This window comes from Isoptericola halotolerans (assembly GCF_013149785.1).
GTDB lineage: Bacteria > Actinomycetota > Actinomycetes > Actinomycetales > Cellulomonadaceae > Isoptericola > Isoptericola halotolerans.
Genome location: NZ_JABEZU010000005.1, coordinates 34,229 through 60,515 on the forward strand (window position 1 = coordinate 34,229; position 26,287 = coordinate 60,515).

Here is a 26,287-nt window from a genome sequence, read left to right on the forward strand (position 1 = left end):
CATGTCGTCCACCCTTCCCGTCACGGCGCCGGCGGAGCGTGGCACCACGTCCGCCGGCGCCGGTGGCCGGCGCGGCCGGTCCTGGGTCGCGCGGACCCGCCCCTGGTTGCTGCTGGCACCCGGCCTGGTCGTGCTCGTGGTGCTCATGCTGTGGCCGCTCGTGCGGGTCTTCCTGTTCTCCCTGCAGGACTACGGGCTGCCGCAGATCGTCTCGGGCGAGCAGGAGTGGAACGGCGTCGACAACTACGTCGAGGTCCTCACCTCCGCGCAGCTGTGGGCCGTCGTCCTGCCCAACACCATCGGCTTCGCCGCGCTGGCCGTCACCGCGACCGTCGCGCTGGGCACGGCCGTCGCCGTCCTCCTCGCCTCGCTCGGCACGCTGTGGCGCACCGTCGTGTCGAGCGCGATCATGGCCGCCTGGGCGATGCCCGCGGTGACCGGGACGTACGTGTGGATCTGGATCTTCGACGCCGACCGCGGGGTGTTCAACCACGTCCTGCAGACGCTCGGCCTCCAGGACCAGCCCGTCAACTGGTTCACCGACCGGTGGAGCTTCTACGCGATCGTGCTGCTCAACGTGGTGCACCACGGGTTCCCGTTCGTCGCCGTCACCGTCCTGGCGGGCCTGCTGGGCGTGCCCAAGGAGCTGCTCGAGGCGGCGGAGATCGACGGTGCCGGGGCCTGGCGCCGGTTCTTCTCGATCATCGTGCCGCAGCTGCGCCAGGTGTTCGCCGTGGTGATCATCATGTCGACCATCTGGGACTTCAAGGTGTTCGCGCAGGTCTATCTCATGCCGGGCGGAGCCGGGACCAACCGCGAGGTCCTCAACCTCGGGGTGTGGTCCTACGTGGAGTCGTTCGGCCAGAACCGCTACGGCTTCGGGTCGGCCATCGCCGTGCTGCTCACCGTGATGCTGCTCGCGATCACCGTGGTCTACGTCCGCACGATCCTCAAGGAGGACGAGCTGTGAGCATGCTCAGCGTCCGGCGTCCCACGCGCGCCGTGCAGGTCGGCAAGGGCGTCGCCGTCGTGCTCCTGCTGTTCTTCACGCTGTTCCCGGCGTACTGGATGCTCGTCAGCGCCCTGGACGCCCGCGCCGGGCTCGGGACGTCCTTCCTGCCTGCCGAGCCGACGCTGGACCACTTCCGGTTCGTCCTCACTGAGGGCGGCTTCGACGTCTTCCTGCGCAACTCCGCGGTCGTCGCGCTGGCCACCGTGCTCGTCTCGGCGCTGCTGGCCCTGCTCGCCGCGGTGGCCGTGGCACGCTTCAGGTTCCGGGGGCGGCTGCAGATCCTGCTCATGGTGCTGGTCGTCCAGATGGTGCCGCTCGAGGCGCTCGTCATCCCCCTGTTCGTCCAGGTGCGTGACCTGCAGCTCCTGGAGACCCTCCTCGGGCTCGTGGTCGTCTACGTCGCCCTCGCGCTGCCGTTCGGGATCTGGATGCTGCGCGGCTTCGTCGCGGCGGTGCCGGTGGAGCTCGAGGAGGCCGCCTACATCGACGGTGCCAGCTGGGGCCGGATGTTCCGCTCCGTCCTCTTCCCCCTGGTCGCCCCCGGCCTCGTGGCCACGAGCATCTTCAGCTTCATCACGGCATGGAACGAGTTCCTGTTCGCGATGACGCTGCTCGGCGGCGCGACCGACAGCTACACCGTGGCGATCGGGCTGCGGTCGTTCTTCGGGCAGTTCTCGAACCAGTGGGGCGCGATCATGGCCGCGTCCACGCTGATCACGGTCCCGGTGATGGTCTTCTTCATCCTGGTGCAGCGCCGCCTCGCCTCCGGGCTGACCGCAGGCGCGGTGAAGGGATGAGCGCGGTGGAGGGACCGGACGCCGTGCGGCGGGCGGTGCACGGCGTGCTCCTGCCCGGCTTCACGGGGACGACGCCGCCGCGCTGGCTGACGGCGGCGGCCCGGCAGGGCCTGGCCGGGGTCGTGCTGTTCGGGCACAACACGCCCGACGTCGAGACCACCGCGCAGCTGACCGAGACGTTGCGCGACAGCGCCCCGCACCTGCTCGTCGCCGTCGACGAGGAGGGCGGCGACGTCACCCGGCTGGAGGCCCGCACGGGATCGTCCGTGCCGGGGCCGGCGGCGCTGGGGGCCGTCGACGACGAGCTGCTCACCCAGGACGTCGGGGAGGCCCTCGGCCGGCTGCTGGCCGCCACGGGCATCGACCTCGACCTCGCGCCCGTGCTGGACGTGGACGTGCCGGGCAACCCTGTGATCGGTACCCGCGCCTACGGCGACGACGTGGACCGGGTCGAGCGGCACGGCGGGGCGTTCGTGCGCGGGCTGCACCGCGGCGGTGCCGGCGCCTGCGCCAAGCACTTCCCGGGCCACGGGAGCACGACGGTCGACTCCCACCTCGGGCTCCCCGTCGTGACCGCGGGTCTGGCGGAGCTCCGGCGCCGGGACCTCGTGCCCTTCGCCCGGCTCGTCGGCCGGGGCGACGACGGCCCCGACGCCCTCATGACGGCCCACGTGGTGGTGCCGGAGATCGGCCCCGGTCCGGCGTCGCTGGAGCCGGGCACCGTCGCCCTGGCACGAGGGCTCGGGTTCGACGGTCCCGTCGTCACCGACGCGCTCGACATGCGCGCCGTCTCCGACGGGACGCACGTCGGTGCGGCGGCGGTCCGTGCCGTGCAGGCCGGCGCCGACCTGCTGTGCCTCGGGACGACGGCGGGGCGCGACGACGAGGCCCTCTTCGAGGAGGCCGTGGGCGCCCTCGTGGCGGCCGTCGGGGACGGTCGCGTCAGCGTCGCGGCGCTCGCGGCGTCGGCCGCGCGGACCCGCGCGACGGTGTCCGCCATCCACGCCAGGCGCCGCCGGACAGGGGCGTCCGTGGGACCGCAGGCCGCGCGCGAAGCGCTGACCGCCCTGCAGGCGGTCGGGGCCCGGGCCGCACGGGCCGCGGTGCGGACGCTCGGACCGGCCGCGGCCGTCCGGACCGCGCCCGCCGTCGTCGACCTGCGCAGGCCGCCCCACCAGGCGGCGGGCGATCGTGGGCGGCACGTCCTCGAGGCGCTCGTGCGACGGTGGCCGGGGGCGCTCGTGCACGCCGTGGCCACCGACGACGCGCTCACCAGGCTGCTCGGTGAGCTGGACGCGCACGCCCGACGCCCGGTCGTGGTGGTGACCAGGGAGCTCGCGGCGGCGTCCGTGGAGGAGGCCCGGCTGGTCGCGCTGCGCGACCGGCGTCCCGACCTGGTCGTCGTGCACACCGGGGTGGCGGTCGACGCCTCGCGCTGGCTCGCCGCGGACCCGGCGCGGACCACCGTCGTCCTGACCCACGGCGCCGGCCGCGCGACCGCCGACGCCGCCGCCCAGATCGTCGCAGGAGGAACAGCATGCTGATCGCCGGAGTCATGACGGGGACGTCCGTGGACGGTCTCGACGTCGCGCTCGTCGACCTCGACCAGAGTCTCGTGGAGGGTCGTCCCGAGCTGGCGATGCACGTGAGGGCACGGCGCGAGGTGCCGTTCCCCGACGATCTGGCGCTCGACATCCTGCGCCTCCTCGAACCTCGCGACGTGCCGATGTCCCTGGCCAGCAGCGTCGACGCGCGGCTCGGGCAGGCGTGCGCGGACGCGGTCGCAGCGCTCTGCGCCGACACCGGGGTCACGTGCGACCTCGTGGTGATGCACGGGCAGACCGTCCGGCACGACGTCGCGCAGGGAGTGGTGACGGCCACCTGGCAGCTCGGCCAGCCGGCGTGGGTCGCCGAACGCACCGGCTGCCCGGTGCTGTCCGACGTCCGGTCGCGGGACGTGGCCGCCGGCGGGCAGGGTGCCCCGCTCGCGGGGGTCCTGGACCACCTGCTGCTCGCCGACGTCGTGGAGCCGACGGCGATGCTGAACCTGGGCGGGATCGCCAACCTCACGGTCGTCGCCCCCGGGCGGGAGACGATCGCCTTCGACTCCGGGCCGGCGAACGCGCTCGTGGACCTCATGGCCCGCCGGGTGACCGGCGACCCGCGGGGATTCGACCGTGACGGTCTGCTCGCCGCGCGCGGCGCGGTCGTCCCCGAGCTGCTCTTCGACCTGCTCCGCGAGCCCTACTACGCGCGGCCCGCACCGAAGTCGACCGGCAAGGAGCTCTTCCACGCCGAGTATCTCGACCACTTCCTCGGCCACCACCCCGGGGCCGATCCCTACGACGTCGTCGCCACGCTCACGCGGCTCACGGCGCGCACCGTCGCCGACGCCTGCCGGGCGCACGACGTCCGCGCCGTCGTCGCCTCGGGTGGCGGCACCCGCAACCCGGCGCTGACGGCCGCGCTGCGGGACGAGCTGGGCCCCGCGGTCCCGCTGCGGACCACCGACGAGGCCCTCGGGCTGCCCGAGGGCGCCAAGGAGGCGTGCCTCATGGCGCTCGTCGGCTGGCTGACGTGGCACGGGCTCCCGGCCACGTTGCCGAGCGTCACCGGAGCCTCCCACGCGACCGTCGCCGGTCGCCTCAGCCCCGGCGCAGCACCGCTGCGCCTCCCCGAGCCGCTGGACGTCGCCCCGGCGGCCCTGCGCGTCCGGTGACCTCGCGAACCACCACCCGTGAAGGAGAGATGACATGCTGCACACCGTCGACCTGGTGGTCATCGTGGCCTACCTGGCCGCCACCGCCTGGCTCGGGCTGAAGCTCAGCGGCAAGCAGAAGGGCCTGCGCGACTACTTCCTGGGCAGTCGCAAGCTGCCGTGGTGGGCCGTGTGCCTGTCGGTGGTGGCCACCGAGACCAGCGCGCTGACCGTCGTCGGCACACCGGTCATGAGCTTCCTCGGCAACATCTCGTTCCTGCAGATGGCCATCGGTTACCTGCTGGGCCGGATCGTCGTGGCGTTCCTCATGCTGCCCCGCTACTACGACGGCGAGATGGTCACGGCCTACGCCTACCTCGGCAAGAGGTTCGGGCAGAGCACCCAGACCACGGCCGGCGTGACGTTCCTGTTCACGCGACTGCTCGCGGACGGTGTGCGGGTGCTGGCCGCGGCGATCCCGCTCAAGCTGATCCTCGACGGGATGGGCATCCCGACGAACTACTTCACCATCATCGTCGTGCTGGCCGTGGTCACGATCGCCTACACGTTCATCGGGGGCATCAAGGCCGTCGTCTGGGTCGACGTCGCCCAGATGCTGCTGTACGTGCTCGGCGGGATCCTCGCGATCGTCGTCATCTCGGTGCAGACCGGCGGTGGCTGGCTCACCGACGCGGCCGAGGCGGGCAAGCTGCAGATGTTCGTCTTCTCCGGCAACCCGATCTCCGACCCGTCGTCGTTCATCCCGTCCGTGCTCGGTGGCGCCGTCTTCGCGATGGCCTCGCACGGTGCCGACCAGCTCGTGGTCCAGCGGCTGCTCGCCTGCCGCAGCAAGGTCGAGGCGCAGAAGGCGATCATCTGGTCCGGCGTCGTGGTGTTCTTCCAGTTCGCCGTGTTCCTGCTCGTGGGCCTGGCGCTGTGGGGCTACTACGACCAGCGGACCCCGGCCGACCTCGGGCTCGTCCGTGACGACGAGATCTTCCCGCTGTTCATCATCGAGGGGCTGCCCCAGGGGCTGTCCGGCCTGCTGCTCGCGGCGATCCTCGCCGCCGCGATGAGCACGCTGTCGTCCTCCCTGAGCGCGCTGTCCTCCTCCACCGTGACCGACGTGTACGCCAAGCTCAGACGGTCTCCCGTGACGGACGAGCAGGGACTGCGCGTCGGACGCTGGGCGACCATCGGCTGGGGGCTCGCGTTCATCGCCCCCGCGGTGTTCTTCCAGTCCGACGAGGGCAACATCGTGGTGCTGGCCCTCGGCATCGCCGGCATCACCTACGGCGGGCTCCTCGGCGCCTTCGTGTTCGGCATCTTCAACAAGCGGGCCCGGGCCAAGGACGCCAACATCGCGTTCGTCGCGGCGATCGGCGTCAACCTCTACTTCTTCGTCATGGAGAAGTACGTCACCGGCGAGATCTGGCTCGCCTGGCAGTGGTACCCGCTGCTGGGTGTCATCGTCACCTTCGCCGTCGGGGGCCTGCTCTCGCTGCGCCACCCGGCCGTCCCGGCGGACGAGCGTGCGACGGAGCGGGTCGGATGAGCGAGCGCACCGGCGACGTCCTGTCACCCACCGAGCAGAGCAACCCGCGCACCGAGAGCATCGACGCCGTCCCGACGGCCGAGGTGCTGCGGATGATCAACACCGAGGACCGGCGCGCCGTGGAGGCCGTCGCGGAGGTCCTGCCCGAGCTGGCGGCCGTCGTCGACCTCGCGGCCGAGCGCTTCCGGCGCGGGGGGACGGTGCACTACTTCGGCGCGGGGACGTCCGGCCGGCTCGGCGTCCTCGACGCGAGCGAGCTCCTGCCCACCTACAACCTCGAGCCCGGCCGCGTCGTCGGGCACATCGCGGGTGGTGCCGAGGCGCTCGTCAACGCGGTCGAGGACGCCGAGGACTCGGTCGTCGAGGGCCGCCGTGCCGCCGCAGGGCTGGGGCCCGACGACGTGGCGATCGGGCTCGCCGCCAGCGGTGGTACCCCGTACGTGGGGGGTGCGCTCCAGGCGGCGCGCGAGAACGGCGCGCACACCGTGCTCGTGTCCAGCAACCCGCACGCGCCGCTGGCCCGGCACGCCGACACGGACATCGTGCTGCGTACCGGCCCGGAGGCCGTCACGGGCTCCACCCGGCTCAAGGCCGGTACCGCCCAGAAGCTCGTCCTCAACAGCTTCTCGACGGCACTGATGATCGCCGTCGGGCGGACCTGGAAGAACCTCATGGTCTCCGTGGTGGCGACGAACGCCAAGCTGCGCGAGCGCACCGTGCGGATCCTGCAGGAGGCCACCGACCTCGAGGAGGACGCCGCGCGCGACCTGCTGGATCGCACCGGCGGTGAGCTCAAGCCGGCGATCGTCGTCGCGCTCGGTGGCGTCGGGGTCGACCGGGCGGTCGCGGCGCTCGCCGAGGGGTCGGGCTCCGTCCGCGCCGCGCTCGCCGCGCTGGGCGCCCCGGCGGGGGGTGCGGCCTCGTGACCGTGCTGGCTTTCGACGTCGGCGGCAGCGGTAGCCGGGTCGCGCTGGCGCGTCCCGGCGCCGTCCGTCTCGAGCTGTCCGGCGAGCGTGCCGCGGTCGGTGCCGACGGCAGCACCGTGCCCGCCGTCGTGCGTTCGCTGCTCGCCGCGGCCACCGCGGCGTGGCCCGACGAGATGCGCGCCGTGCGCGGGGTGGGGATCGGCGCGACCGGGCTGGGCAGCCTGGTGCGTTCCCCGGCAGACCTGGCCCGGGAGGTCGCGGGCGCCGTCGGTGCTCCGGCCGCCGCCGCCATCGACGCGGTGACCGCTCATCTCGGAGCGCTCGACGGCGCCGGGGGCGCCGTCGTCGTGCTGGGCACCGGGGCGATCGCGGTCGGGCACGGCGGGCCCGGCAGCGGTACCGGCTGGCGGCGCGTGGACGGATGGGGCCACCTGCTCGGCGACCGTGGCGGCGGTGCGTCCGTGGGCCTGGACGGGTTGCGGGTCGCGCTGGTCCACCACGACGGCGTCGACCCGCGCGGTGCGGCCCTCCTGGCCGCCGCCCGTCTCCGCTTCGGGGACCCGACGACCTGGCCGGGTCAGCTCTACACCCGGCCCGACCGAGCCGGCGTCCTGGCGCAGTTCGCCTCCGACGTCGTCGAGCTCGCCGCCCAGGGCGACCCGGCGGCGCACGGCATCGTCCACGAGGCGGGGGCCGACGCGGCGCGCAGCGTGGTGGCCGCGCTGGGGGACGACGTGCCCGCGCGTGTCGCGCTGAGCGGCGGCCTCGCCCGGGCGGGCGGGGCCCTGAGCAGCGGCTTCTCGACGACCGTGGCCGCGCTGCGCCCCGACGCCGAGGTGCGCCGGCCCTTGGGCGACCCGCTCGACGGCGCGCTGCTCCTGGCCCGGACGGTGGCCGAACACCGCGTCGTGCCCCAGGAAGGATGCTTGTGGACCTGATCGCCGACCTCGAACGTGCCCTCGGGCCGGATCAGGTGCTGCACCGTGCCCTCGACCGGCACGCGCGCGCCCACGACGCGTCGCACTACCTTCTCGTCCCGCAGGTGGTGGCGGTGGCGCGTGACGTCCACGCCGTGGCGGACACGTTCGCCGTGGCCGCTCGACACCACGTCCCCGTCACGCTGCGGTCGGGCGGTACGAGCCTCTCCGGCCAGTCGTCCGGTGCAGGGATCTTGCTGGACACCCGCCAGGGGTTTCGGCGTGTCGAGGTGCTCGACGACGGCGTCCGGGTCCGGGTGCAGCCCGGTGCCACCCTCCGGTCGGTGAACGCTCGGCTGGCTCGTCACGGTCGCGCCCTCGGACCCGATCCCGCGAGCGAGGTGGCCTGCACCGTCGGGGGCATCATCGCGAACAACTCCTCGGGGATGGCCGCGGGGACAGAGCACAACAGCTACCGGACCCTGGAGTCGATGACCGTCGTCCTCGCCTCCGGGACGGTCGTCGACACGGGCGCGGCCGACGCCTCCGAGCGGTTGCGTGCCGCCGAGCCCGCGCTGGTCGCCACGCTCGAGAGGTTGCGCGACGAGATCCGGGCCGACCCGGCGGCGGTGGCCGAGATCCGCGAGCGCTTCTCGCTGAAGAACACCATGGGCTACTCGGTCCAGGCCTTCTGCGACGCCACCGACCCGGCGGCCCTGCTCCAGCGCCTGCTCGTGGGCTCGGAGGGCACGCTCGGGTTCGTCGCCGAGGCCGTGTACTGCACGGTTCCGGTCCAGCCCAGCGTGGCGACAGGTCTGCTCGTGCTCGACTCGGTCGACCGTGCCGCCGAGGCGCTCCCGCACCTGGTCGCCACGGGGGCCGCCGCGCTCGAGCTGATGGACGCCACCTCCCTGCGCGTCGCGCAGCGCGCGGCGACCGTCCCCGCTGTGATCCGTGACCTCGACGTGGACCAGCACGCCGCGATCCTGGTCGAGTACCGCGGCCAGGACGACGACCAGCTGGCCGGGAGAGTTGCCGGCGCACGGGACGTCCTCGACCGGCTGCCCGCCGTCGTCCCCGTCGATCTCACCACCGAGCCGGCCGACCGGGCCGCGCTCTGGTCGGTCCGCAAGGGGCTCTACGCCGCGGTGGCGGGAGCCCGGCCGCCGGGGACCACCGCGCTGCTCGAGGACGTGGTGGTGCCCGTGGACCGACTGGCCCGGACGTGCCGGGAGCTCGCTGCCCAGCTGGCTGCGCACGGCTACCCGGACCCTGTGATCTTCGGGCACGCCAAGGACGGCAACCTGCACTTCATGCTGACTGACGACATGGAGGACGCGTCGTCGTCGGACCGGCTCGCCGCGTTCACCGAGGACCTGGTCGACCTCGTGCTGCGGCACGGCGGCAACCTCAAGGCCGAGCACGGCACAGGGCGCGCGATGGCACCGTTCGTCGGTCGGCAGTACTCACCGGCCCTCGTCACGGTCATGCGCGAGGTCAAGCGCGCGTTCGACCCGGCCGGAGTCCTGAACCCCGGTGTCGTGCTCACGGACGACCCGCGCGCTCACCTGAGGGACCTCAAGCCGGTGGACCGCGTCGACGCCGAGGTCGACCGGTGCGTGGAGTGCGGGTACTGCGAACCGGTGTGCCCGAGCCGTGACCTCACCCTGACCCCGCGGCAACGTATCGTCGCGCGCCGGGCGCGCGCTCGGGCGGAGGGCGTCGGGGACACCGCCCTCGTCGCGGAGATCGACGCCGAATACGGGTACGAGGGCGTCGACACCTGTGCGGCGGACGGCATGTGCGCGACGGCGTGCCCCGTCGGGATCGACACCGGCGCCCTCGTGAAGCGGCTGCGTTCCGAGGGGCGCGGCCGGGTGGAGCAGCGGGCGTGGCGGACCGCGGCCGCGCACTGGGGCGCGACGACGACGGCGGCCGGTGTCGCGCTGGACGTGGCGTCGCGGCTGCCGGCCCCCTGGGTGGAGACAGCCAACCGCGCGGCTCGGACGGTGCTCGACGCCGACGACGTGCCGCGCTGGAGCCCTGACCTGCCGGCCGGCGGCCGCCGTCGCAGCAGGACGGCAGGGGGCCGGGGCGTGCCGGGGCCGGTCGCCGCCGTGTTCCTGCCGAGCTGCCAGGGGGCGATGTTCGCCCCGGCCGGCCCGGCGTCGGGAGAGGCGCCAGGGCGACCGGGGGAGGGTGTCCAGGCCGCGGTCGCGCGGCTGTGCGCGGCGGCGGGCGTCGGGCTGGTCGTGCCCGACGACCTCGACGACCTCTGCTGTGGCACCCCGTGGTCCTCGAAGGGCTACACGGAGGGCCATGCCGCGATGGCGGAACGCGTGCTGACGGCGGTCGGAGCGGCGCGCGAGACGGTGCGCGAGCGGACCGGGCAGGACGTCCCCGTCGTCGTCGACGCCACCTCCTGCACCGAGGGCGTCGCCGGGATCATGGCGACCGCGCGGGAGGCGGGGGACCCGCGGGCGGTCGACGTGGTCGACGCCGTGACGTTCGTCGCGGAGACGGTGCTGCCCCGGCTGCCCGTCGATCCGGACCGCAGGCTGTCCTCGCTCGTGCTCCACCCGACGTGCGCGTCCGCGCGCAGCGGGGTGGACGCGGACCTGCGTGCGGTGGCCGCTGCCGTGGCCCGCTCGGTGGAGGTCCCGGACGACTGGGGCTGCTGCGGCTTCGCGGGGGACCGGGGGATGCTGCACCCGGAGCTCACCGCCGCGGCGACGGCGGCCGAGGCCGCGGACGTCGAGCGGCTGGACGGCGACACGCACGCCTCGTGCAACCGCGCCTGCGAGCTGGCGATGACCCGGGCCACGGGCCGCTCGTACCGTCACCTGCTGGAGCTCGTCGCGGACGTGGTGCTGGACGCGCCACCCTGAGGCGGCGGCTCAGACCGTCGGGCGTGCCCCGAAGACTCCCGTCCCGACACGCACGATCGTCGCGCCCTCGGCCACGGCGAGCCCCAGGTCGCCGGACATCCCCATGGACAGCTCGCGGGCACCACCCGTGCCCGGGGCGCCGGAGGCCACGACGTCGTCGCGGATCGACCGCAGGCGAGCGAACCCGGCGCGGACCGCCGCCTCGTCGTCCGTGCGGGCGCCGATGGTCATGAACCCCGTGAGCTGCAGCCCGTCGAGCGCGGCGACGTGGAGGGCGAGCGCGCCGGCCTGCGCGGGCTCCGCGCCGGACTTGCTCTCCTCGCCCGAGACGTTGACCTGCACCATGACGTCGAGCGCGCGTCCGGCACGCACCGCCCGCAGGGCGAGCGCGTCCGCGAGGGCCGTGGTGTCGACCGTCTCCAGGCCGGTGACGGTCGGCAGCATCTGGTTGATCTTGTTGCGCTGCAGGTTGCCGATCATGTGCACCTCGACCCGGCCTGCCGCGACGAGGTCTGCGAGGGCCGGTGCCTTCGCCACGAGCTCCTGGACGCGGTTCTCACCGATCAGGACCGGGCCGTCGTCCCCGCGGGAGGCTGCCAGGTCGGTCGCGGCGGCGATCGCGGCGAGGACAGTGCCGGCGTCCTGCGTCTTGGTCGCGAGCAGCAGCCTGACCTCGCCGGGGTCCCGCCCGGCGGCGTGCGCGGCGTCGTCGACCCGGGCGCGCACCGTGGCGAGCCGGTCGTGGAGGGAGGGCATGGGGGCCAGTCTACGAAGGCCAGGGTGACGTCAGGGTCTCCCCGGATCCCGTCCGTGCGCCGTTGGTGGGACGATGGTGGCGTGAAGGCACTGCTCAACGTCATCTGGCTCGTCTTCGGCGGGCTGGTGCTCGCGCTCGGCTACGCCGCCGCGGGCATCATCTGCTGCATCCTCATCGTCACGATCCCGTGGGGCATCGCGTCCTTCCGGATCGCGGGGTACGCGCTGTGGCCGTTCGGGCGCACCGTGGTCGACAAGCCGGGCGCGGGGGGCTGGTCGGTGCTGGGCAACATCGTGTGGATCGTCGTCGCCGGCATCTGGCTGGCCATCAGCCACGTGCTGACGGCGATCGCCCAGGCGATCACGATCATCGGGATCCCGCTGGCCATCGCGAACCTCAAGATGATCCCCATCTCGCTGCTGCCGCTGGGCAAGGACATCGTGCCCAGCGACGCGCGGTACCCGACCTACCAGCGCGCCTGACGCCGTCTGGCGGGAACGGTCAGCGGGCCAGGGGTGCCGTCGTCCCGCGCGTCAGCCGCAGCAGGTCCGCGGGCGTCACCGAGACGTCCAGCCCACGGCGACCGCCGGAGACGTAGACGAGCTCGAAGGTCTCGGCCGAGTCGTCCAGCACGGTCCGGTGCCGGGCACGCTGGCCCAGGGGCGAGATGCCGCCCGCGACGTACCCGGTGGCCCGCTCCGCCCGTCCGACGTCCGCCATCGTCGCCCGCTTGGCGCCGACGGCGCGGGCCAGCGCCTTGAGGTCGAGCGTTCCCGTCACCGGCACGACGGCGACGACGAGGTCGCCGTCGACGTCGGCGACCAGCGTCTTGAACACCTGGGCTGCCGGCACGCCGAGGGCTGCCGCCGCCTCCTCGCCGTAGCTCAGGTCGCTCGACGGGTCGTGCTCGTACGGGTGCACACCGTGCGTCGCACCTGCGTCCTCCAGCGCGGTGAGGGCAGGGGTCGCTCCGCGCACGGTCTTCTTCCGGGCCACGACGGACAGTGTGCCCGATCTCGCAGCGCGGGAGCCGCCGTCGGGCCCGGTGTCGACCGGGCCGCGGCGTAGCGTGGGGGCGTGCTCACCCTCCTCGTCCTCGCGATCCTGGTCGGTGGAGTCCTCCAGAGGGTCACCGGGATGGGGTTCGGACTGGTGGCCGGCCCGTTCATCGTGCTCATCGTCGGACCGCTCGAGGGCGTGCTCTTCGTCAACCTGGCAGGAGCCATCGCCTCGTCGATCATCCTCGGACGTGTGGTGCGCGACGTGGAGTGGCGCAAGTTCGCCTGGCTGGTGGTGTCCTCGTTCGTCGTCACGGTGCCCGCCGCGCTGCTGCTGCGCGACGTGAGCGCGCCCGCCCTCGAGATCACCATCGGGCTGTTCATCATCGCCGCGATGACGCTCGCGGTCCTCACCACCCGCCTGCGCCGCGAGGGCCGGCACCCGGTGGACGGGTCGAGCGGCCTCCCGCTGGCACTGACCGGGACCGCCAGCGGGATCGGTTCGGTCGCGGCGGGGATCGGCGGGCCGCCCGTGGCGGTCTACGCCGTGCTCAGCGGCTGGGACCCCAAGCGCTTCGCGGCCACGGCACAACCGTTCTTCGCGGCGAACGCCGTCGCCGCGCTGGTCGCCAAGATCGTGCTGGCCGACGCCTCGTTCCCCTCGATGGAGCCCTGGCAGTGGGTGCTGCTCATGGTCGCGATCGTCGGGGGACTGGCGATCGGCGAGGTGCTCGCCCCGCGGGTGTCCGCCGAGGCCACCCGGCGCGTGCTCATCGTGCTCGCGTACGTGGGCGGCCTCGCGACGCTGGTCCGGGGCCTGACGGGACTGTGAGGACCGGTCCTCAGGGGCGGTGACTCGGCGGCCTTGCGGTCCGCCTCGGCCTGCTGCGGGCGCGCCTCGGCGTCGAGCCTGCCTGCCGAGGCCTCTCGTTCCCGCACCGTGCCGCGTTTCCGCCCGGCCTCGCGGCGTTCAGACGATCTGGCCCACGTGCTCGATCGTGACGACCGGTGCGCCGGCCTCGTCGCTCGCCGCGAGGTCGACCTGTGCGGTGATCGCCCAGTCGTGGTCCCCGTTCGTGTCGTCGAGCACCTGGCGCACCCACCACGTCCCGGTGGGGACGGTCCGTGCGTCCGACGGCGGGGCGCCGGAGGGGAGCTCGGCTCCCGGCTCGAGCATGGTCAGCAGCGACGAGGCGCGGGCGTTCGCCCCGAAGCCGATCGCGTCGTCGCCCTGCGTCTCGAAGAGGTCCTCGAGGGCGTCGGCCCACGCGTCGCCGTCCCACCCGGAGGCCTTGTCGAGGGCCTCGAGCGCGTCGTAGTCCTCACGGGCGGCCAGCTCGACATGGCGGAACATGGCGTTGCGCACCAGGCGGCGGAACGAGCGAGGGTTGCCGGTGACGGGTCGTGCGGGCGCCTCCGCCCCGGCCTCGGCGAGCTCGCCCTCCACGATGTCGTCGGCGTCGTCGTCGACCGGGTTCTGCAGCCGCTCCCACTCGTCGAGCAGGGAGGAGTCGACGCCGCGCACCAGCTCGCCGAGCCACTCGATCACCTCGTGGACGTCCTCGGTGCGGTGCTCCTCGGGGACCACCTGCCGGATCGCGCGGAACGCGTCGGCCAGGTAGCGCAGCACCACGCCCTCGGTCCGCTCCAGGCCGTAGATGCTGACGAGCTCGGCGAAGGTCATCGCCTGCTCGAGCATGTCGCGCACCACGGACTTCGGCGCGAGCTCGGCACCGGCCACCCACGGGTTGGTCTGCTTGTAGACCGCGAACGCCGGTTCGAGGAGCTCGGCGAGCGGCCGCGGCCAGGTGACCTCCTCCAGCAGCTCCATGCGCTCGTCGTACTCGATGCCCTCGGCCTTCATCTCGGCGACGGCCACGCCGCGGGCCTTGCGCTGCTGGCCGTAGAGGATCTGGCGCGGGTCGTCGAGGGTCGCCTCGATGACGGAGACGACGTCGAGGGCGTGCGTGGGGGAGTCGACGTCGAGCAGGTCCATGGCCGCCAGGGCGAACGGTGACAGGGGTGCGTTGAGCGCGAAGTCGCGCGGCAGGTCGACCTCGAGGCGGACGCTCGGGCGGTAGCCCGCCGGGCGCGAGGCGTCGGGGACGCGCACTCGCTCGACGACGCCGGCGACGCGCAGCGACCGGTAGATGCGCAGCGCCTGGCGCACGTGCGCGGCCTGCTGGGCGGCGGTGTCGTGGTTCGAGGTGAGCAGGTGCCGCATCGCCTCGACCGGGTCCACGGAGTCCGGGCCGGCTGCCGCGCGCTCGTCGCGGGTGCGGGCCAGGACGTTGAGGACCATGGCGTGGTTGACGGTGAACTGGCTGGCCAGCGGTTCCGGCGGTGCGTCGCGCAACCGCTCGAAGGTGGAGTCGGTCCAGTTCACCGATCCTGAGGGGGCCTTCTTGCGGACCAGCTTCTTGAGCTTCTTCGGGTCGTCGCCGGCCTTGGCGACAGCCTTGCGGTTCTCGATGACGTGGTCGGGCGCCATGACGAGCACCTCGCCGAGGGTGTCGAACCCGGCGCGGCCGGCGCGTCCCGCGATCTGGTGGAACTCACGCGCACTGAGGTGACGCATCCGTTCGCCGTCGAACTTGACCAGGGAGGTCATCAGCACGGTGCGGATGGGCACGTTGATGCCCACCCCCAGGGTGTCGGTGCCGCACACGACCTTGAGCAGCCCCCGCTGGGTCAGCCGTTCGACGAGCCGGCGGTACTTGGGCAGCATGCCGGCGTGGTGGACCCCCACGCCGGCGCGCAGGTACTTGCTGAGCACCTTGCCGAACCCGGTGCCGAACCGGAACGCGCCGATCTCGGTGGCGATGGCGGCCTTCTCCTCCTTGGAGGCGAGCTTGGTGCTCAGCAGCGCCTGCGCGCGGTCGACGGCGTCCTTCTGGGTGAAGTGGACGACGTAGACGGGAGCGCGGTGCGTCGTGACGAGCTCCTCGATGACCTCCGGCAGGGGCTCCTGGACGTAGGAGAAGGTCAGGGGGACCGGCCGTTCGGCGTCGGCGACCTCGGCCACGGGGCGGCCGGACCGCTCCTCGAGATCCTCGCGCAGCCGGGTGGTGTCCCCGAGCGTGGCGGACATCAGCAGGAGCTGGGTGTGCGGCAGCTCGAGCAGCGGCACCTGCCAGGCCCAGCCGCGCTGCGGGTCGCCGTAGTAGTGGAACTCGTCCATGACGACCTGGGCGATGAAGTCGTCGTCCCCGGGGGAGCCGGCACCTCGACGCAGGGCGAGGTTGGCGAGGATCTCCGCGGTGCAGCAGATGATCGGCGCGTCGGCGTTGACGGCGCTGTCGCCGGTCATCATCCCGACGTTGCGCGACCCGAAGGCGGCGACCAGGTCGAAGAACTTCTCGCTGACGAGCGCCTTGAGCGGGGCGGTGTAGTACGTCCGCCCGCCGTTCCCGGACCGCCGGGCGGCCAGGGCCGCGAACTGGGCCCCCATGGCCACCATCGACTTGCCGGACCCGGTCGGGGTGGCGAGGACGACGTGCGAGCCGGTCATGAGCTCCAGCAGCGCCTCCTCCTGGTGCGGGTAGAGGCTGCGACCGGTGGACGACGCCCACTCGCCGAACCCCTCGAACAGCACGTCCGGGTCGGGTGCCTTGCCCGTCGGGGCGGGCAGGTACGGCAGCAGGGTGCCGGCCGGCCGCGGTGCCGTCGTCGGGGTGGTCGAGGGGGCGTCGGTGGCAGTCATCGCGGCCATTCTCGCAGTCGTGCCGGGGCGTGACGACTGATCGGCATCTCGTGCTCGGATCGGCAGCTCGAGCTGCCGATCCGAGCACAAGATGCCGATCGGACGAGGTCAGACGGTCAGCAGGCGCCGAGGTCGCGCCAGACGCCCCACTCACCGGCGGACGCGGGGTCCTCGCCGCGGGTCCACCACGCGGCCTGGTACGTGCGGCCGTCGTGGGAGACCTGGTCACCGTTGAGGTAGACCGCGGCGGGGTCCCAGGCGGCGGCCTCGCACTCACCGGGCTCGGGATCCGGCTCAGGGTCCGGGTCCGGGTCGGATCCGGACCCGCCGCCCACCGTCACGTCGACGCAGGCGTAGAACGCCATCGGGGTGTCCGCGACGTTCCAGCGGGCGAGGATCGTGTGGTCACCCGCGGGCAGGCTGTCGAGCGTGTGCTCGACGACGGCACCCGGCTGTGCGCCGCCGTCGTCGAACGTCCGGTGCAGCACGCCGTCGACGAAGTACTCCCACGTGCTGGTGGCGTGCCTCGCGGTGAGCTGCCACCGCATCGTCACCGAGGAGTCGACGGCGGTGCGCGGCCAGGCCAGGGTCGCGTCGTCGAGCACGTCGAAGCCGCTGCCTCCCGAGCACTCCATGGAGCCCTTGGGCGCCTCGACGCTCTGCGGTTCGTACTGGATACCACCGCAGTCGAACGACACGGTGCCGTTCGCGCAGTGGTCCTGGCGGCTCGGCGGGTTGGTGACCCAGCCGTGGGCTGCGGCGGTCGGTGCCACGGCCAGGGGGGCGAGCAGCGCCACCAGGCCGGTGACGGCGGTGACCAGTGCTGTGCGCCATCGCATCAGACATCTCCTGTTCGTCGGGTCTCTGGACGGACCCGACGCTAGGCCGGGGCAACCACGGCGCACATCAGGTGAAACGCGTCAACCGTCGACGGCCGTACGGGATCTCGCGTACCGGCGAGCCGGTACGCGGGCAGGGGCGACGGGTTCAGCCCAGCTCCCACAGCTCGCGGTAGAAGGCGATCCGCTCCTGGTCGGGTGCCACGCCGTACGCGTCGAAGAGCGCGGCCTCGTGGTCGCCGACGTAGTTCCAGCCGAGGCTCATGCTCGCCACCGCGAGGTCCGCCCAGCGGTCGGCCACCCCGAGCGTCCCGAGGTCGACGTGACCGGCAGGGGTGGCGTCGTCGGCCACGAGCGTGTTGGGCGCACAGGCGTCGCCGTGACACACCACGGGGCGGTCCACCTCCGGGACCGGTCCGAGCGCCTCGCGATCCGCGTCGTCGAGCCGGCTGATGCGTTCCTCGGCGCTCCAGGTGAACGGGCAGTCGTCGACGGGCAGCGCGTCGTGCAGGGTGCGCAGGCCGGCGCCGATCGCCCGGGCGGCGTCGTCGGGCCGGTCGCGCCAGACCGGGTCGACGGCGGACCGCCCTGGCAGCCCGGTCGTGACGAGCCACGAGCCGTCGATGTCGCGGCCGCGGGAGAGCACCCGGGGGACGACGGCGTGGCGCGCCGCCCAGGCCAGTCGTTCGGCCTCGGCGTCGAGGTCGAGCTCGGGCGTGCCGGCCGCCACCCACTTGGCGTACCGCACGCTGCCGGGGCCGGAGAGCCGGAAGGTCAGGCCGCCGAGCTCGTTGCGCCAGACGGGCGTGACGTCGTCGTCGGCGGCGAGCCGCAGGATGGGTGGCGGGACCGTGACCGGCCCGGTGGGAGCGGCGGCGAGCGGACGGTCCATGCGGAGCATCATCGCCGACGTCGGGCGCTCGCGGCCAGGGTATTCGTCGTGCGGCGTGCCGCTGCGGCCTCTCCCTGCTGGACCACCACCACCCCGGCGAGCACGAGCGCACCGCCGGTGAGCTGCACCGGGCTCGGGAGCTGTCCGAGCAGGGCCCAGGCGAGCAGCACCGCGCTGAGCACCTCGAGCAGACCCATGAACGAGGAGGCTCGGGCGCCGAGCCGTCGCCCGGCGGCGATGCCGGTGACGTAGGCGACCCCTGCTGCCACGACACCCAGGACGGCGAGCGCCGACCACCACGGCAGGGTCGCGCCGCCGAGCGTCACGGGAGCGGTCGAGGCCGACATCGGGAGCAGCCCGACGGCGGCGAGCGCGCCGAGGGACAGCGTCCCGACGGTCAGTCCGCCGGCGGCGAGGCTCAGGGGCGGCAGGCCGGTGTCGGCGCGCGCGTTGAGCAGGAAGTACGCGGACGCCCCGATCATCGCGCCGAGCGCCCACGCGGTGCCGACGAGGGAGACGCGGGCCCCGGTGAGGTCCAGCACCAGCAGCAGGCCGACGAGGGCGAGGGCGACGCCGCCGAGCGTGGCCCGCGTCGGTCGCTGACCGCGGCGCAGCCACAGCCAGACGACGACGGCGGCCGGCGCGGAGTACTCGACGAGCAGCGCCGGGCCGACCTGCATGTGCTGCACGGCGACGAAGAAGCAGAACTGGGTGGCCGCCACGCCGAGCAGCCCGTAGGCGACGATCATCCGGGCGTTGCGTCGCACGACGTCCCAGCGCCCGTGCAGCGCCCTGATGCCGAGCGGCAGGACGACGAGCGCGCCGACCGCCATCCGCACGATGACGACGGCGCCCGGGCTCCAGCCGGTCTCGAACAGGGCGCCCGCCAGCGGTCCGGAGAGGCTGAAGGCGAGGGCCGAGACCACCGCGAGCAGCAGCCCGATGCGGGTCGCCGTGCTCCGTGAGCGCACCGCGTCAGGCGTCACTGATCTCATGGCTCGTGACGCTACGGGGGTCCTGATAATGTGTCAAGATGCCGTTCACTCATGACACGGCGGGTGCGCTCCAGTCGGCGACCGAGCTCGTCAACGCCGTCGAGCCGCCCGTCACCCTCGCCACGGTGGCCGACCTCGACGGGTTCTTCCGCAGGCACGGGTACACGGGCCGCCACGACGGCACCGAGGAAGAGCTGCGTGCCGTACTCGGCCTCGCCCCCCGCCTGCGTGATCTCCTCCTCGCCCCGCGGGACGACGTCGCCGGCCTCGTCAACGCCATGCTGTCGGAGGTCGGTGCGGTACCCCGCCTGGTGCGCCACGAGCACGAGGACTGGCACCTGCACGCGGTGGACGACGGCGCCCCGCTGGACCACCGGATCCTTGCCGAGACCGCGATGGCGATGGTCGACGTCGTCCGCTCCGACGAGATGTCCCGGCTCGCCGTGTGCGCCGACACCGGCTGCGACGGGATCGTGCTCGACCTCTCGCGCAACCGGTCCCGGCGGTACTGCTCGACCACCTGCACCAACCGCAACGCCCAGGCGGCGCACCGGGCGCGCCGGGCCGGTGCCTCCTGACGAGCGGGTGAAACCTGTGTGCTGTCCGTCGAGCGGGACGTCCCCGGGGTCAGATGGACACATCGGTGTTGACCCGGGGGAGAGTTCATGCGCACCAGCAGGATCATCCGAACGCTGACGGCCGGTCTGCTGGCTGCGGGACTGGTGGGCTGTTCACTACCCGAGGACGAGACCTCGGGGCCGTCGGCCACCGACACGGAAGAGGCCCTCGAGGAGCAGACGGTCGAGGAGCAGGTTGTCGACGACGTCGAGGAGCCGCGCGAGGAGCCGGACGAAGGCGCCGAGCCCGAGTCCGAGCCTGAGCCTGAGCCCGAGCCCGAGTCCGAGCCGGACGAGACCGTCGCCGAGCGCAACGCCCGCGAGAGCGCCGTGTCCTACCTGGACTACTCCGGGTTCTCGAAGTCGGGGCTGATCGAGCAGCTGGAGTTCGAGGGCTACTCGACGCAGGACGCGACCTACGGGGTGAACGCCCTGGACGTGAGCTGGAAGGAGCAGGCTGTGCGCAGCGCCGAGTCCTACCTGGACTACTCGACGTTCTCGCGGTCGGGGCTGATCGCCCAGCTCGAGTTCGAGGGCTACACGGCGGAACAGGCCGAGTACGGGGTCGACGCCGTCGGGCTCTGACCGCCCTGCCGCGGGTTCTCGAGGCAGCGCGGGTCTCAGTGCGGCTCAGGTCCCGTCGGCGAGCACGGTGTCGCACACCTCGAGCAGCCGCACGCGCAGGCCCTGCGCGCGTTCGGCGAACCCTCGCTGGCGGCGCACGTACTCCGCCTTGCCCTCCGGTGTCTCGATCGCCACCGCCTCGATGCCGTAGCCCGAGACGTCGTACGGGGAGGCCGCCATGTCGGTGTACCGGATGTCGCGCGCCAGCTCGAACGCGTCCAGCAGCAGCTCGCCGGGCACGGCAGGCCCCAGCTTCGACGCCCACTTGTACAGGTCCATGTTGGCGTGCAGGCAGCCCGGCTGCTCCATGGCGACCTGGCGCTCGCGGCTGGGCCGCAGCTCGTTGGCGTCGCGGGCCTCGGGGGCGAAGAACCGGTAGGCGTCGAAGTGCGAGCACCCGACGCGGTGGGACTCCACCACCCTGTCCGTGCCGTCGTGCCCGAGGCGCAGCGGCAGCGGGTGCCGGTGGTCGCGGCCCGCGGCGGCGTCCCGGTAGACCATGGCCCACTCGTGCAGCCCGAAGCAGCCGAACGTCCCGGCCCGGGACCCTGTCGCACCGACCAGCGCCCGCACGTACCGCACGGCCTCGCCCCGGTCCGCGAGGAACGCCTCGACGTCGAGCGTGACGCCCGTCGCGCCGTCGGGCAGCGGCGTGCCGCGGTACCAGCGCCAGCCGTGGCGCTCGTCGTCGGCCGGCGCGGGGACCACGGCGCCCACCCCGGCGTGCCAGCGCCGCAGGTGGCTCACCCGCGTCGGGTAGTACGTGAACAGGAAGTCCTCGATCGCGTGCTTCTCACCGCGGTCGCGGGCGGCCCGCCAGACCACCGTCAGGGCGTCGGCGCGCTCGGCGTGCGTGGCGGCCCGGTCGCGCCATCCGGGCACGACGACGGTGCGCGGCTCGCGCTCGGGAGCTGCCGTCGGGGCAGGGCTGGTCACCCTGCCAGCCTAGGCGGACGGACGTATCATGGAGGAGACGGGAGGTGGTGACCATGGCCACCATCGGAACGCAGTCGGACCTCGAGGCGGAGCAGGACGGCGTCAAGCCGACGCCGCACGTGCCTCAGGACACCTGGATCCAGCAGCACGGACCCGCCGTCGGGCTCCTCGTCGGGCTGTCGGCCGTGCTGTGGACGCTGCTGCAGTACGCGGGCTGACGGGAGCGCGGCGCCCGTGAGCCCGCTCTAGGGTGCCGGTATGCCGACTCTTCCCTTCCGCCAGGTCGACGTCTTCGGCGCGGCCCCGCTCGCCGGGAACCCGGTCGCCGTCGTGCACGGCGCCGACGACCTGGCCGACGAGCAGATGGCCGCGTTCGCGCGGTGGACCAACCTGTCCGAGACCACCTTCCTGAGCGAGCCGACCCGGCCCGGCGCCGACTACCGCGTCCGCATCTGGACGCCCGGCGGCGAGCTGCCGTTCGCCGGCCACCCGACGCTCGGCACGGCGCACGCCTGGCTGGAGTCCGGGGGTGTCCCGGCCTCCGACGTCGCTGTCGTGCAGGAGTGCGGTGTCGGGCTGGTGACCGTCGCCCGGTCCTCCGACCGGCTCGCGTTCGCCGGCCCGCCGTTGCTCCGCTCCGGCCCGGTGGCGGGCGACGACCTGGACCGCGTCGTGCGAGCCCTGTGCATCGCGCGCGACGACGTCGTGGACGCCGCGTGGGTCGACAACGGCCCGGGATGGGTCGCGGTGCGGCTGGCCGACGCCGACGCCGTCCTCGCGCTGGCCCCCGACCTCGGTGCGTTCGGCGGCCTGAAGATCGGGGCCGTGGGTCCGCACGCCCCCGGGGCCACCGACGCGGACGTCGAGGTGCGGGCCTTCGTGCCGGGCCTCGGCGTCCCGGAGGACCCCGTCACGGGCTCGCTCAACGCCGGGCTGGGGGAGTGGCTCGCCGGGTCGGTGCTGCCGGCCGGGTACGTCGCCTCGCAGGGCACCGTCCTCGGCCGGCGCGGTCGCGTCCACGTCCGACGTGACGAGGACGGGACGGTGTGGGTCGGCGGGGCGACGGTCACCACGGTGCGCGGTGACGTGAGCTTCTGAGCCTTCGGGCCCGGACGGCGGCTCGTGCGCCTCAGGCGGCCGGGCGGTCCTCGCGCGGTGGTGGGGCGGTGCGCCGCGCGACCGCCGCGAACACCCGCTCCAGCGGCCCGCGCCCGAGCGACGACCGCCACAGCGTCGCCACGACGAGAGTCACCAGCACCATGGCCAGCAACGGCCCGTTGGTCGTGGAGCCCACCAGGTCCCACCGCCAGATCGCGACGATCTGCAGCGAGTACACGGTCAGTGCCATCGCCCCGACGGCGGCCAGCGGGGCGAGCGCCCAGACGCCGACGCGCCCGACGTACAGGCACGTCCCCAGCACCGCCATGGCGAACCCGCCGGAGCCGAGCACCTCCAGGAACGTGTCGTCGTGGGGCCCGGCCTGGGCGAGGTGCCAGGCGGCGGACTCCGGCTCGAGCCGCGCCAGCCACCATGCCGAGACCAGGTAGCCGACCGCGGTGGCGCCGAGCCCGCCGAGCACGAGCCGGCGTCGCAGCCGGACCGAGCGCAGGTCGCAGCGCCCTATCGCCATCCCGGCGAGGACGTACGCCATCCACACCACCGCCGGGTAGTGGCCGGTCAGCAAGAAGTCGGTGAGGGCACCGGACCCGTCACGGGGTGGCCGCAGACCGGCGCTCGCCAGGAGCTCGGGGGCCCAGTACGCGACCGGTGGGCCGACGACGGCGACCACCGCAGCGGCGACGGCCAGACGTCGCGGGCCCCAGCGAAGGAAGGGCAGAGCCAGGACGAAGTAGGCCGCGTAGAAGCCGAGGATGAGCAGCACGCGGGTGCCGAGCAGGTCGAGCAGCCCGACGAGCGCGAGCAGGAGCACGGCCCGCACCAGCAGGCGGGCCCGGGCATGGACGAGCCGGTCCCCTGCCAGTGGTCGCGGCCCGCCGGTGACGACCCCCAGGGAGACCCCGGCGACCAGCGCGAACAGGATCGACGACCGGCCGTCCGCGACCTCGAGCCATGCCGCCGGTCCCTCGGCCACCCCCACGTGGGCCGCGAACATGCCCAGGACGGCGAGGCCTCGGGCGGCGTCGAGCCCTACCACGCGCCCCGGCCCGCCGCGCAGGCGCAGCCCGGCACGCTCCCACCAGGACGCGGCTGCACGCACCGCGGGGGGAGCGTGTCGGTCCGGTGCGCCGTCGTCGGAGGTCATGCGCCTGATGATCCCGCAGCGTCCGTCTCGTGAGAACAGCGTGTCCCGGCGCGGCGTGTTCACTAGGTTGTCCCCATGAGCGATCTCTCGATGGAGTCCGAGCCCGAGTTCCCGGAGGCACCGAGCTTCGGCAGCCCGGCCGACGGACCGAACGGGAGCGCCTCCGACGAGCCGCACGGCGCGGCGCTCTCCGACGCGATCGAGGCGCCGAGCTCCCACCAGACGGTGCCGAGCCAGGAGTCCGAGTCCTACACGCACGGTCACCACGAGTCGGTGCTGCGCGCCCACCGCGCCCGTACCGCGCAGAACTCCGCCGGATTCCTGCTGCCGCACCTGCGCGACGACATGCACGTGCTGGACGTCGGCTGCGGCCCCGGCACCGTCACCACGGACCTCGGTCGCATCGTCGCGGGCGGCCGGGTGGTGGGCGTGGACGCGTCCGAGACCGTGCTGGACGCGGCACGCTCGCACGCCGAGGCGATCGGTGCCCACAACGTCAGCTTCCAGCAGGCCAACGCGTACGAGCTGCCCTTCGACGACGACACCTTCGACGTCGTCTACGCCCACCAGCTGCTGCAGCACCTCTCGGACCCCGTGGCGGCGCTGCGGGAGATGAAGCGCGTCGCCAGGCCCGGCGGGCTCGTCGCCGTGCGCGACGCCGACTACGCCGCGATGGCCTGGTACCCGGAGTCGGCGGGGCTGACCGAGTGGAACACGCTCTACCACGAGGTCACCCACGCCTACGGGTTCGAGCCTGACGCCGGCCGCCGCCTCTTCTCGTGGGTCCTCGACGCCGGGTTCGACGTCGTCGGTACCGTGCCGAGCGCGTCGTCGTGGTGCTACGCGACGCCGACCGACCGCGAGTGGTGGGGCCAGCTCTGGGCCGAGCGTTGCGTCGAGTCGAACTTCGCCCGCCAGGCCGTCGAGTCCAACCTGGCGGACGACGTCGCCCTCGAGCAGCTCGCGCAGGACTGGCTCACCTGGGCGCACTCGCCGGACGGCTGGTTCGCCATCCTGCACGGCGAGGTCCTCGCCCGCGCCTGAAGGTCGCGCGCGTCGATCAGTTCGTGACGACGAGGGTCTCGTACGTCATGAAGCCCGGCTCCAGTTCGAGCTGCACGTCGTCGACGTCGGCGACCATGAACGCCGTCGTGTACGACAGGACCTTGCCCGGCTGGATCGACGAGCTCGCAAAGGTGTCGACGCCGTCGTCGTACACCAGCCCGGACTCGGAGCCCGCGGAGACCACGACCGGGAACAGCAGACTGGGCTCGAAGACCTCGTCGGTACCGTTGTCCACCGAGATCTCGAAGATCATCGGCGTGCCCTCGCCGTCGGCACCGACGGCGTACTCGCCCGGGGTGAACTCCTCGGGTCCCGACACGGTGATCGCCAGACCGTCGTCGTAGGTGAAGGTCTCGTCGAAGGAGACCACGCCGCCCATGCTCGCGCCCGAGGTGAGGTCGTCGAGGGCACCGGGGTCGACGCCGGCACCTTCGAGGCTCTGCTCGAGCTCGCGGAGCTGCTCGTCGTAGGTCGAGGAGAAGAACGCGGCGGTCGCCACCGTGATGAGCACCGAGGCCACGATCGCGACGACGGACAGCACCGTGCCGGTGATCGCCATCCCCTTGCCGCCGGCGGTGCCGCGCGACGACTGGACGACGGCCACGATGCCGAGGACGGCTCCGACCAGGCCGAGGACGGCCGACCCGATGTTGAGGAACGGGATCCAGCAGCCGAGCAGGGCGAGGATGCCGAGCACGAGGGCGGCGATCGCCAGCCCCTTCTTCTCGGAGGCCGGGCGCGGCTCCTGGTACCCGTACGGCCCCGGCGCCGGTGGCTGGCCGGGATGCGTGGGCGGACCCTCGTACCCGGTGTACGGCGCCGCGGGGGCGGTGTGGTCGACGTAGGGGACGGGCCGGTGGTGACCCGAGGCCTGCGGGTCGTACGGGGGCGTGCTCATGCGTCGTCCTTCGTCGGGGGAGGGAAGTGATGAGGCTATCGGGCGCGACACCGTCGTCGACCGACCGGATCGGGTGAAATGTCGCTCCTCACTGCTCCTCGACGTAGCCGCCCTCGCCGGTGTCGCCGTCGTACCGGAAGACCCCGTCCTCGAACGTCAGGTCGATGCTGCTGCCGAGAGGTTCCTGCGCCATGAGCAGCTCCTCGAGGTGCCGGGCGCGCTCGACGTACTCGTCGGCCGTCTGCTCGTCGACGCCGAACCGGGTGGCCAGCTCCATGTCTGTCATCAAGTAGAGGTAGGCCGACACGGCAGTCCGGTTGAACTCGTCGTCGGGGATCTGCTCCCACAGGTCGCCTGACTCACGCAGGAGCTTGACCTCGCTGATCCTCTGCTGCAGGAACAGCTCGACGTCGACCGCGGTGGCTCCGGGAGTCTCACCGTCCGTGTCGTCCGTGTTCGCGCCTTCACCGGGGGTGGGTGCTTCGATCGTGTCTTCGTCGACACCGGCCTCGTCGAGGCTCTGGGTGATCACCTCGGACCGATCCTGGACGGTCGTGCTGACGAACGCGTAGGTGGCGATCGAGATGGCGACGGCCAGGACGACGGCCACGGCGGACAGGATGGTGCCGGTGAGCGCCATCCCCCTGCCGCCGGCGTTGCCTCGTGAGGCCTGGACGATCGCGATGATGCCGAGGACGACGCCGACCAGTCCGAGGAGGGCCGAGCCGATGTTGAGGAACGGGATCCAGCAGCCCAGGAGTGCGACGATGCCGAGCACCAGTGCCGTGATCGCCAAGCCCTTCCTCTCCGACGCCGGACGCGGCTGCAGCGGATCGTGCGGGCCGCCGGTGTAGGGGCTAGGCCGGCCTGTCTGAGCGTCGAACGTCGGCGTGCTCATGCGGACTTC

25 protein-coding genes are annotated in these 26,287 nt (G+C 73.2%); 15 read left to right on the forward strand and 10 right to left on the reverse strand.

Annotated elements, in window-relative coordinates:
- Position 1: 1 nt before the first annotated feature.
- Genes HDG69_RS17020 through HDG69_RS17055 form a run of 8 tightly spaced genes read left to right on the forward strand, consistent with a single transcriptional unit; the run spans position 2 to position 10,793 of the window.
- Positions 2–970 carry a carbohydrate ABC transporter permease gene (locus HDG69_RS17020; RefSeq protein WP_171785038.1) on the forward strand — a complete coding sequence of 323 codons (969 nt, stop codon included), beginning with the start codon at positions 2–4 and terminating at the stop codon, positions 968–970.
- Between the two features lie 2 nt (positions 971–972).
- Positions 973–1,809, forward strand: a complete 837-nt coding sequence (locus tag HDG69_RS17025) for a carbohydrate ABC transporter permease (RefSeq protein ID WP_171785308.1) — start codon at positions 973–975, stop codon at positions 1,807–1,809.
- The gene (locus tag HDG69_RS17030; RefSeq protein WP_171785039.1) at positions 1,806–3,353 is read left to right on the forward strand and encodes a glycoside hydrolase family 3 N-terminal domain-containing protein; all 1,548 of its coding nucleotides are present in this window, start codon (positions 1,806–1,808) and stop codon (positions 3,351–3,353) included. Before HDG69_RS17025 ends, HDG69_RS17030 begins: the two co-directional genes overlap by 4 nt.
- Entirely contained in the window at positions 3,347–4,528 is a 1,182-nt protein-coding gene (locus HDG69_RS17035) for an anhydro-N-acetylmuramic acid kinase (RefSeq protein ID WP_171785040.1), read from the forward strand. Before HDG69_RS17030 ends, HDG69_RS17035 begins: the two co-directional genes overlap by 7 nt.
- Before the next feature lie 34 nt (positions 4,529–4,562).
- The gene (locus HDG69_RS17040) at positions 4,563–6,062 is read left to right on the forward strand and encodes a sodium:solute symporter (RefSeq protein WP_246256764.1); all 1,500 of its coding nucleotides are present in this window, start codon (positions 4,563–4,565) and stop codon (positions 6,060–6,062) included.
- The gene (gene murQ, locus HDG69_RS17045; protein ID WP_171785041.1) at positions 6,059–6,988 is read left to right on the forward strand and encodes an N-acetylmuramic acid 6-phosphate etherase; all 930 of its coding nucleotides are present in this window, start codon (positions 6,059–6,061) and stop codon (positions 6,986–6,988) included. The genes HDG69_RS17040 and murQ overlap by 4 nt, the downstream gene beginning before the upstream one ends.
- Positions 6,985–7,926, forward strand: coding sequence for a BadF/BadG/BcrA/BcrD ATPase family protein (locus HDG69_RS17050; protein ID WP_343036496.1), 942 nt, complete (start codon positions 6,985–6,987; stop codon positions 7,924–7,926). Before murQ ends, HDG69_RS17050 begins: the two co-directional genes overlap by 4 nt.
- Complete coding sequence (locus tag HDG69_RS17055; protein WP_171785042.1) at positions 7,911–10,793, forward strand: FAD-binding and (Fe-S)-binding domain-containing protein; 2,883 nt, start codon at positions 7,911–7,913, stop codon at positions 10,791–10,793. Before HDG69_RS17050 ends, HDG69_RS17055 begins: the two co-directional genes overlap by 16 nt.
- A 9-nt stretch (positions 10,794–10,802) precedes the next feature.
- Here the strand turns inward: HDG69_RS17055 and HDG69_RS17060 are convergent, their stop codons facing one another.
- The gene (locus HDG69_RS17060; RefSeq protein WP_171785043.1) at positions 10,803–11,549 is read right to left on the reverse strand and encodes a YggS family pyridoxal phosphate-dependent enzyme; all 747 of its coding nucleotides are present in this window, start codon (positions 11,547–11,549) and stop codon (positions 10,803–10,805) included.
- Positions 11,550–11,630: 81 nt separating this feature from the next.
- Between HDG69_RS17060 and HDG69_RS17065 the strand changes: the two genes are divergently transcribed.
- Positions 11,631–12,032, forward strand: coding sequence for a YccF domain-containing protein (locus HDG69_RS17065; RefSeq protein ID WP_171785044.1), 402 nt, complete (start codon positions 11,631–11,633; stop codon positions 12,030–12,032).
- 19 nt (positions 12,033–12,051) lie between these two features.
- On the opposite strand, the gene ybaK is transcribed toward HDG69_RS17065, so the two are convergent.
- A complete protein-coding gene (gene ybaK / locus HDG69_RS17070; protein ID WP_343036498.1) occupies positions 12,052–12,546 on the reverse strand; it encodes a Cys-tRNA(Pro) deacylase in 495 nt (164 codons plus the stop codon).
- Between the two features lie 81 nt (positions 12,547–12,627).
- Here ybaK and HDG69_RS17075 point away from each other — a divergent pair, with 81 nt between their 5' ends.
- Complete coding sequence (locus tag HDG69_RS17075) at positions 12,628–13,380, forward strand: TSUP family transporter (RefSeq protein ID WP_171785045.1); 753 nt, start codon at positions 12,628–12,630, stop codon at positions 13,378–13,380.
- A 138-nt stretch (positions 13,381–13,518) separates the two neighbouring features.
- Here HDG69_RS17075 and HDG69_RS17080 read toward each other — a convergent pair whose 3' ends face one another.
- From HDG69_RS17080 to HDG69_RS17095, 4 genes are all read right to left on the reverse strand, one after another.
- Positions 13,519–16,251 carry a DEAD/DEAH box helicase gene (locus HDG69_RS17080; RefSeq protein WP_171785046.1) on the reverse strand — a complete coding sequence of 911 codons (2,733 nt, stop codon included), beginning with the start codon at positions 16,249–16,251 and terminating at the stop codon, positions 13,519–13,521.
- Positions 16,252–16,367: 116 nt separating this feature from the next.
- Entirely contained in the window at positions 16,368–17,090 is a 723-nt protein-coding gene (locus HDG69_RS17085; protein WP_171785047.1) for a lytic polysaccharide monooxygenase, read from the reverse strand.
- Between the two features lie 148 nt (positions 17,091–17,238).
- Positions 17,239–17,982 carry an aminoglycoside 3'-phosphotransferase gene (locus tag HDG69_RS17090; protein ID WP_171785048.1) on the reverse strand — a complete coding sequence of 248 codons (744 nt, stop codon included), beginning with the start codon at positions 17,980–17,982 and terminating at the stop codon, positions 17,239–17,241.
- Positions 17,983–17,990: 8 nt separating this feature from the next.
- Positions 17,991–18,977, reverse strand: coding sequence for an EamA family transporter (locus HDG69_RS17095; RefSeq protein WP_171785049.1), 987 nt, complete (start codon positions 18,975–18,977; stop codon positions 17,991–17,993).
- A 38-nt stretch (positions 18,978–19,015) separates the two neighbouring features.
- On the opposite strand from HDG69_RS17095, the gene HDG69_RS17100 reads away from it, so the two are divergent.
- Both HDG69_RS17100 and HDG69_RS17105 read left to right on the forward strand, forming a co-directional pair.
- Positions 19,016–19,555 (forward strand): CGNR zinc finger domain-containing protein, encoded by a 540-nt coding sequence (locus tag HDG69_RS17100; protein ID WP_171785050.1) that lies wholly within the window; start codon positions 19,016–19,018, stop codon positions 19,553–19,555.
- An 87-nt stretch (positions 19,556–19,642) separates the two neighbouring features.
- Positions 19,643–20,179: an Ltp family lipoprotein gene (locus tag HDG69_RS17105; protein ID WP_171785051.1), complete on the forward strand. Its 537-nt coding sequence runs from the start codon at positions 19,643–19,645 to the stop codon at positions 20,177–20,179.
- A gap of 45 nt (positions 20,180–20,224) precedes the next feature.
- Here the strand turns inward: HDG69_RS17105 and HDG69_RS17110 are convergent, their stop codons facing one another.
- The gene (locus tag HDG69_RS17110) at positions 20,225–21,100 is read right to left on the reverse strand and encodes a 3-methyladenine DNA glycosylase (RefSeq protein WP_171785312.1); all 876 of its coding nucleotides are present in this window, start codon (positions 21,098–21,100) and stop codon (positions 20,225–20,227) included.
- Between the two features lie 107 nt (positions 21,101–21,207).
- Here HDG69_RS17110 and HDG69_RS17115 point away from each other — a divergent pair, with 107 nt between their 5' ends.
- Both HDG69_RS17115 and HDG69_RS17120 read left to right on the forward strand, forming a co-directional pair.
- Positions 21,208–21,372, forward strand: a complete 165-nt coding sequence (locus tag HDG69_RS17115; protein ID WP_171785052.1) for a hypothetical protein — start codon at positions 21,208–21,210, stop codon at positions 21,370–21,372.
- 40 nt (positions 21,373–21,412) lie between these two features.
- On the forward strand, positions 21,413–22,252 hold the full coding sequence (locus HDG69_RS17120) for a PhzF family phenazine biosynthesis protein (protein ID WP_171785053.1): 840 nt from the start codon (positions 21,413–21,415) through the stop codon (positions 22,250–22,252).
- 31 nt (positions 22,253–22,283) lie between these two features.
- Here the strand turns inward: HDG69_RS17120 and HDG69_RS17125 are convergent, their stop codons facing one another.
- A complete protein-coding gene (locus HDG69_RS17125; protein ID WP_171785054.1) occupies positions 22,284–23,417 on the reverse strand; it encodes a heparan-alpha-glucosaminide N-acetyltransferase domain-containing protein in 1,134 nt (377 codons plus the stop codon).
- 75 nt (positions 23,418–23,492) lie between these two features.
- Here HDG69_RS17125 and HDG69_RS17130 point away from each other — a divergent pair, with 75 nt between their 5' ends.
- On the forward strand, positions 23,493–24,461 hold the full coding sequence (locus HDG69_RS17130; protein WP_246256765.1) for a class I SAM-dependent methyltransferase: 969 nt from the start codon (positions 23,493–23,495) through the stop codon (positions 24,459–24,461).
- A 16-nt stretch (positions 24,462–24,477) separates the two neighbouring features.
- On the opposite strand, the gene HDG69_RS17135 is transcribed toward HDG69_RS17130, so the two are convergent.
- Both HDG69_RS17135 and HDG69_RS17140 read right to left on the reverse strand, forming a co-directional pair.
- The gene (locus HDG69_RS17135) at positions 24,478–25,380 is read right to left on the reverse strand and encodes a DUF4190 domain-containing protein (RefSeq protein ID WP_171785055.1); all 903 of its coding nucleotides are present in this window, start codon (positions 25,378–25,380) and stop codon (positions 24,478–24,480) included.
- An 88-nt stretch (positions 25,381–25,468) separates the two neighbouring features.
- Positions 25,469–26,278, reverse strand: a complete 810-nt coding sequence (locus tag HDG69_RS17140; protein ID WP_171785056.1) for a DUF4190 domain-containing protein — start codon at positions 26,276–26,278, stop codon at positions 25,469–25,471.
- Between the last annotated feature and the right edge of the window lie 9 nt (positions 26,279–26,287).

Bases quoted from the DNA above. Each gene is read 5' to 3' on its own strand.
- HDG69_RS17020 (WP_171785038.1), top strand. From the start codon at position 2: ATGTCGTCCACCCTTCCCGTCACGGCGCCGGCGGAGCGTGGCACCACG.
- HDG69_RS17025 (WP_171785308.1), top strand. From the start codon at position 973: ATGCTCAGCGTCCGGCGTCCCACGCGCGCCGTGCAGGTCGGCAAGGGC.
- HDG69_RS17030 (WP_171785039.1), top strand. From the start codon at position 1,806: ATGAGCGCGGTGGAGGGACCGGACGCCGTGCGGCGGGCGGTGCACGGC.
- HDG69_RS17035 (WP_171785040.1), top strand. From the start codon at position 3,347: ATGCTGATCGCCGGAGTCATGACGGGGACGTCCGTGGACGGTCTCGAC.
- HDG69_RS17040 (WP_246256764.1), top strand. From the start codon at position 4,563: ATGCTGCACACCGTCGACCTGGTGGTCATCGTGGCCTACCTGGCCGCC.
- murQ (WP_171785041.1), top strand. From the start codon at position 6,059: ATGAGCGAGCGCACCGGCGACGTCCTGTCACCCACCGAGCAGAGCAAC.
- HDG69_RS17055 (WP_171785042.1), top strand. From the start codon at position 7,911: ATGCTTGTGGACCTGATCGCCGACCTCGAACGTGCCCTCGGGCCGGAT.
- HDG69_RS17060 (WP_171785043.1), bottom strand. From the start codon at position 11,549: ATGCCCTCCCTCCACGACCGGCTCGCCACGGTGCGCGCCCGGGTCGAC.
- HDG69_RS17080 (WP_171785046.1), bottom strand. From the start codon at position 16,251: ATGACTGCCACCGACGCCCCCTCGACCACCCCGACGACGGCACCGCGG.
- HDG69_RS17085 (WP_171785047.1), bottom strand. From the start codon at position 17,090: ATGCGATGGCGCACAGCACTGGTCACCGCCGTCACCGGCCTGGTGGCG.
- HDG69_RS17090 (WP_171785048.1), bottom strand. From the start codon at position 17,982: ATGGACCGTCCGCTCGCCGCCGCTCCCACCGGGCCGGTCACGGTCCCG.
- HDG69_RS17095 (WP_171785049.1), bottom strand. From the start codon at position 18,977: ATGAGATCAGTGACGCCTGACGCGGTGCGCTCACGGAGCACGGCGACC.
- HDG69_RS17100 (WP_171785050.1), top strand. From the start codon at position 19,016: ATGCCGTTCACTCATGACACGGCGGGTGCGCTCCAGTCGGCGACCGAG.
- HDG69_RS17105 (WP_171785051.1), top strand. From the start codon at position 19,643: ATGCGCACCAGCAGGATCATCCGAACGCTGACGGCCGGTCTGCTGGCT.
- HDG69_RS17115 (WP_171785052.1), top strand. From the start codon at position 21,208: ATGGCCACCATCGGAACGCAGTCGGACCTCGAGGCGGAGCAGGACGGC.
- HDG69_RS17120 (WP_171785053.1), top strand. From the start codon at position 21,413: ATGCCGACTCTTCCCTTCCGCCAGGTCGACGTCTTCGGCGCGGCCCCG.
- HDG69_RS17125 (WP_171785054.1), bottom strand. From the start codon at position 23,417: ATGACCTCCGACGACGGCGCACCGGACCGACACGCTCCCCCCGCGGTG.
- HDG69_RS17130 (WP_246256765.1), top strand. From the start codon at position 23,493: ATGAGCGATCTCTCGATGGAGTCCGAGCCCGAGTTCCCGGAGGCACCG.
- HDG69_RS17135 (WP_171785055.1), bottom strand. From the start codon at position 25,380: ATGAGCACGCCCCCGTACGACCCGCAGGCCTCGGGTCACCACCGGCCC.
- HDG69_RS17140 (WP_171785056.1), bottom strand. From the start codon at position 26,278: ATGAGCACGCCGACGTTCGACGCTCAGACAGGCCGGCCTAGCCCCTAC.